This window comes from Micromonospora acroterricola (assembly GCF_003172955.1).
Classification (GTDB): Bacteria; Actinomycetota; Actinomycetes; order Mycobacteriales; family Micromonosporaceae; genus Micromonospora; species Micromonospora acroterricola.
Genome location: NZ_QGKR01000121.1, coordinates 1 through 4743, shown reverse-complemented (window position 1 = coordinate 4743; position 4743 = coordinate 1). Strand labels below are relative to the sequence as shown.

5 protein-coding genes are annotated in these 4743 nt (G+C 75.4%); 1 reads left to right on the top strand and 4 read right to left on the bottom strand.

The features are described from left to right. Positions 1 to 307: 307 nt before the first annotated feature. The 4 genes from DKT68_RS04390 to DKT68_RS04375 form a co-directional block, all read right to left on the bottom strand. On the bottom strand, positions 308 to 1096 hold the full coding sequence (locus DKT68_RS04390; protein WP_109816146.1) for a putative protein N(5)-glutamine methyltransferase: 789 nt from the start codon (positions 1094 to 1096) through the stop codon (positions 308 to 310). Positions 1097 to 1242: 146 nt separating this feature from the next. Further along, positions 1243 to 2361, bottom strand: a complete 1119-nt coding sequence (locus DKT68_RS04385; protein ID WP_109816145.1) for a cystathionine gamma-lyase — start codon at positions 2359 to 2361, stop codon at positions 1243 to 1245. Between the two features lie 7 nt (positions 2362 to 2368). Continuing rightward, entirely contained in the window at positions 2369 to 3376 is a 1008-nt protein-coding gene (locus DKT68_RS04380; protein ID WP_109816144.1) for an NAD(P)H-dependent glycerol-3-phosphate dehydrogenase, read from the bottom strand. A gap of 76 nt (positions 3377 to 3452) precedes the next feature. Continuing rightward, complete coding sequence (locus DKT68_RS04375) at positions 3453 to 4190, bottom strand: lysophospholipid acyltransferase family protein (RefSeq protein ID WP_109816143.1); 738 nt, start codon at positions 4188 to 4190, stop codon at positions 3453 to 3455. 126 nt (positions 4191 to 4316) lie between these two features. On the opposite strand from DKT68_RS04375, the gene DKT68_RS04370 reads away from it, so the two are divergent. Beyond that, positions 4317 to 4743: NTP transferase domain-containing protein (locus DKT68_RS04370; protein WP_236646712.1), on the top strand; the 427-nt coding region annotated here is incomplete at its 3' end.

Below are 4743 nucleotides of genomic sequence, written 5' to 3'. Positions count from 1 at the left end.
CCGCTGGCTCTGCTGATTAGCGGCGGTGTGCCGGTCGCTGCCGTCGATGCCGTTCGTCGGCGACTCCGCTGCCGGTTGCCGTGACGCCCCGGTTGCTCTCCCGGTCCCCCGAGTTGCTCTCGCGCGTCCTTTGCTCTGCTTCAATCGGCGCAACACCGACGGCGTCTCTGTGTTGCGTACGGTGAAGCAGAGCAAAGGACGAACACGTGGGACGGCCAGCCCAAGGCCGCCGGCGACGGGCTGGCCGGTGCGATGGACCGCGCGCGACGCGGCGTGCCCTGGGCGCGGCAGCGGTCAGCGACCGGGCTCAGGCGGGGCGGCGGGCGGTCACCGCGGTGGCGTCCAGGTCCTCGTCGTGCCGCACGCTCGGCACCAACCCGAGAGCCCTGAGCGCCGCGCAGAGCGCGTCCGCCTGTACGGCGCTCACCTCCACCGCGAGGTGTCCACCGGGCGCCAGCCACCGGACCGCGCCCGCCGCCACCCGGCGCAGCACGGCGAGCCCGTCCGGCCCGCCGTCGAGCGCCACCGGGGCCTCGTGCAGCCGCGCCTCGGCCGGCATCAGGGCCACCGCGGCGGTGGGCACGTACGGGGCGTTGGCGACCACCAGGTCCAGCCTGCCCCGCCACCGCGGGGGCAACGGCGTGAACAGGTCACCCTCGAACACCTCGGCGGCCAACCCGGCCAGGTTGCGGCGGGCGCACGCCACGGCGGCCGGGTCGATGTCGGCGGCGGCCAGCCAGCGCGGCGCGAGCCGGTGCGCCAGCGCGACCGTGGTGCCGCCGGACCCGCAGCAGAGGTCGACCACGGCCGGCGCCGGGCCGGTCACCGCGGCCGCCGCCTCGACCAGCAGGGCGGTCCGGCCGCGCGGCACGAAGACGCCCGGGGCGACGGCGATCCGCAGCCCGCAGAACTCCGCCCAGCCGAGCAGGTGCTCCAGCGGTTCGCCGGCCACCCGGCGCTCGGTCAGGCCGGCCAACGCCGCCGGGGAGTCGGCGGCGGCCAGCAGCAGGTCGGCCTCGTCCTCGGCGTAGACGCAGCCGGCGGCCCGCAGCCGGCGTACGAGGGCCGGCCGGTCGGTGGGAAACGGTGGTGCCATGGGTTACCTCCGGGAAACGCTCACCGGCGCTCCCGCGGCCGCTAGCGCGGCAGGGACACGGGAGGAAGCGCCGGTCCTGTTGTCTGACGGATCGGACTCACCTCCTCCGGTCGGGGCCCGCCGCTACGGGCCGCCGACACGATAACTCAGGCCGGCGCGGCGGCGTCCAGGGCTGCGGCGATGTCGGCCACCAGGTCGGCGCTGTCCTCCACGCCACAGGAGAGCCGGACGAAGCCGGGAGCGGTGTCGTCGCCCCACTGCGCCCGCCGGTCCGCCGTGGTGTGCAGGCCACCGAAGGAGGTGGCCGCCACGACCAGCCGGGCGGCCTCGATGAAGCGGTTCGCCCGGTCGGCGTCACCCAGGTCGAAGGAGAGCACCCCCGGCATCCGGCGCATCTGCGCCGAGGCCACCGCGTACGCGGGGTCCTCCGGCCGTCCCGGCCAGCGCAGGCCGGCGACGTCGGACCGGCCGGCGAGCAGGTCGACGACCGCGGCGGCGTTCGCGCTCTGCCGGGCGAGCCGCAGGTCCAGGGTGCCCAGCGACCGGTGGGCCAGCCAGGCGTCGAACGCGCCCGGCACCGAACCCGTGGTGGTACGCCAGACCGTCACCGCCTCGACCAGCTCTGCCGACCGACTGGCCACGTAGCCCAGCAGCAGGTCGGAGTGGCCGGTGAGCGCCTTGGTGCCGGAGGCGACCACCAGGTCGGCGCCGAGATCCAGGGGACGTTGGCCGAGCGGGGTGGCCGTCGTGTTGTCCACGGCGAGCAGCGCGCCGGCGGCGTGCGCCCGCTCGGCCAGGGCGGCCACGTCGACCACGTCCAGGCCCGGGTTGGCCGGGGTCTCCACCAGCACCAGCCGGACACCCTCCAGCGACGGGTACGGCCCGACGGTCGGGACGAAGAGCACCCGGACGCCGATCGCCTCCAGCACGTCGGTGGCGAAGGCCCGGACGGGGAAGTACCCGTCGGTGGGCAGCACCACGGTGTCCCCCGGGCGCAGCAGCGTGAGCAGCATCCCGGTGATGGCGGCCTGACCGCTGGCGAAGACCCGGCAGTCACCGCCCTCCAGCTCGCCCACGGCCGCCTCCAGCAGCCGCCGGGTCGGGTTGTCCGGACGGCCGTAGCCGTTCGGCGAGCCGGCCGGGCCCTTCCACGGGTCGAGGTGGTACGGCGCGGCGAGGACCGGGCCGGGCAGGAAGGGATCTCCCGGCGCGGGCTCGGGCAGCCCGGCGTGCACGCAGCGTGTGCCGTCTCCCAGATCGCTCATCAGTTCCTCACTCGTACGACTCGGGCTTGGCGGTCCGGCTCATGAGGGTGTCCACGGCGAGGCGCGGGTCCATCCCCTCGTGGCAGATCCGCTCGACCTGCTCGGTGATCGGCATTTCCACACCGTGCGCCCGGGCCAGGTCGCGGATGGCCAGGCAGCTCTTCACGCCCTCGGCGGTCTGCCGGGTGGCGGCCTGCGCCTGCTCCAGCGTCTCGCCCCGGCCCAGGTGCTCGCCAAAGGTGCGGTTGCGGGCCAGCGGGGACGAGCAGGAGGCGACCAGGTCGCCCATGCCGGCCAGGCCGGCGAAGGTGATCGGGTCCGCGCCGAGCGCCACGCCCAGGCGGGCCGTCTCGGCCAACCCGCGCGTCATCAGCATCGCCCGGGTGTTGTCGCCGAAGCCCATCGCGGTGGCGATGCCGTACGACAGGGCGATCACGTTCTTGACCGCCCCGCCCAGCTCGCAGCCGATCACGTCGTCGTTGGTGTACGGGCGCAGGTAGGGCGTCCGGATCGACGCCTGCACGAGCGCCGTGCGGTGGCCGTTCGTTCCGGCGACCACGGTGGCGGCCGGCTGCTCGGCGGCGATCTCCGGGGCGAGGTTCGGGCCGGAGACCACCACGACCCGGTCCTGGGCCACCCCGGCGGTCTCGACGATGACCTCGCTCATCCGCTTGGTGGTGCCGAGCTCGATGCCCTTCATCAGCGACACCAGGGTGGCGTCCGGGTGCAGGTGCCCGGCCCATTCGGCGAGGTTGCCGCGCAGGGTCTGCGACGGCACGGCCAGCACCACCACCTCGGCGCCGGTGATCGCCTCGACGGCGTCGGAGGTGGCGGTGACCCCGGCCGGCAGCAGCAGGTCCGGCAGGTACTCCGGGTTGCGGCGCTCGGTGCGGATGCTCTCCGCCACCGGCGCGCGGCGGGCCCAGACCGTCACGTCCCGCCCGGCGTCGGCGAGGATCTTGGCGAACGCGGTCCCCCACGAGCCGGCACCGAGCACCGCGACGTGGCCGCTCACGCGACCGCTCCGCTTCGCCGCGCGGCGGCCCGGACGGCCCCGCCGCTGTGCCTGACGGTTCGCTCGCTGTGCTCGCTCACGCGGCACCACCCTGCTGCTGACGCTCGACGGACGGTCGGGCCGGTCGTTCCCACAGCGGCGGCGGGGTGCCGCCACGGATCTCGGCGAGCATGTCCCGCAGTCGCAGCATGATGGCGTCCGTCATCTCCTCCAGGGTGGCCCGGGTCGGCGAGGCGTCCGCCCACCGGCTCAGGTCGACCGGTTCGCCGGCCACCACGGTCACCGGGATCCGCGGACGCGGATTGAGCCGGGAGGTCCGCGGGTCGAAGATCCGCTCCGGCCCCCACATGACCAGCGGCACCACGGGCGCGCCGGTGGCCAGCGCCAGCCGGGCGGCGCCGGTCTTGGCCCGCATCGGCCACAGCTCCGGCTGCCGGGTGGTCGTGCCCTCCGGGTAGATCACCACCGCGCCGCCCTCGTCGAGCGCGGCGATCAGCGCGTCCAGCGAGCGGACCGCCTCCGCGCTGCCCCGCTCGACCGGGATCTGGCGGCACCGGTGCAGGATCCAGCCGACCACCGGCACCCGGAAGACGCTGGCCTTGCCGAGATACTGCGGCCACCGGCCGGAGTCGTAGATGAAGTGCGCGGAGACCAGCGGGTCGGCGTGCGAGATGTGGTTGGCGACAATGATCACACCGCCGTCCCGGCCGAGGTGCTCCATGCCGCGCCAGGTACGCCGGGTCCAGACGGTCATCACCGGCTTCACGAGCCCCACGGCGAACCGTTGCCAGAACCCCAGCCTCCGCCGTGCCACTGTGCCTCCTCGTCGCGCCCCGACCCCGCCGCGTGCCCGACCGCGACACCCGCAGCGGAAATCATGCCTGCTCGCCCCCGGTACGGCCAGCGAGGGTCCCGCTGTCCGGCTGGCAGGATTGCCGACGTGAGTCAGCCGAGGTGGGCCGTGGTGGTGCCGGTGAAGCGTCTGACCGCGGCCAAGAGCCGGCTGCGGGGCGCGCTGCCCGGCGTACCGCACGAGGAGCTGGCGCTGGCGCTGGCGGCCGACACGCTCCGCGCGGTGCTGGCCTGCCCGACGGTCGCGGAGGTTCTGGTGGTGACCGACGACGACCGGGTGGCGGCGGCGACCCGGGCGGCCGGCGCGCGGGTCGTGCCCGACGAGCCGGACGCCGGTCTGAACGCCGCGTTCCGGCACGGCGCGACGAGCGTGCCCACCGGGTGGGTGGCGGGTCTCACCGCCGACCTGCCGGCGCTGCGCCCGGCCGAGCTCGCGAGCGCGCTGCTCGCGGCGCAGACCGGCCGAGCGGGGGTACGCCGGTTCGTGCCGGACGCGCCGGGCGGCGGCACGGTGC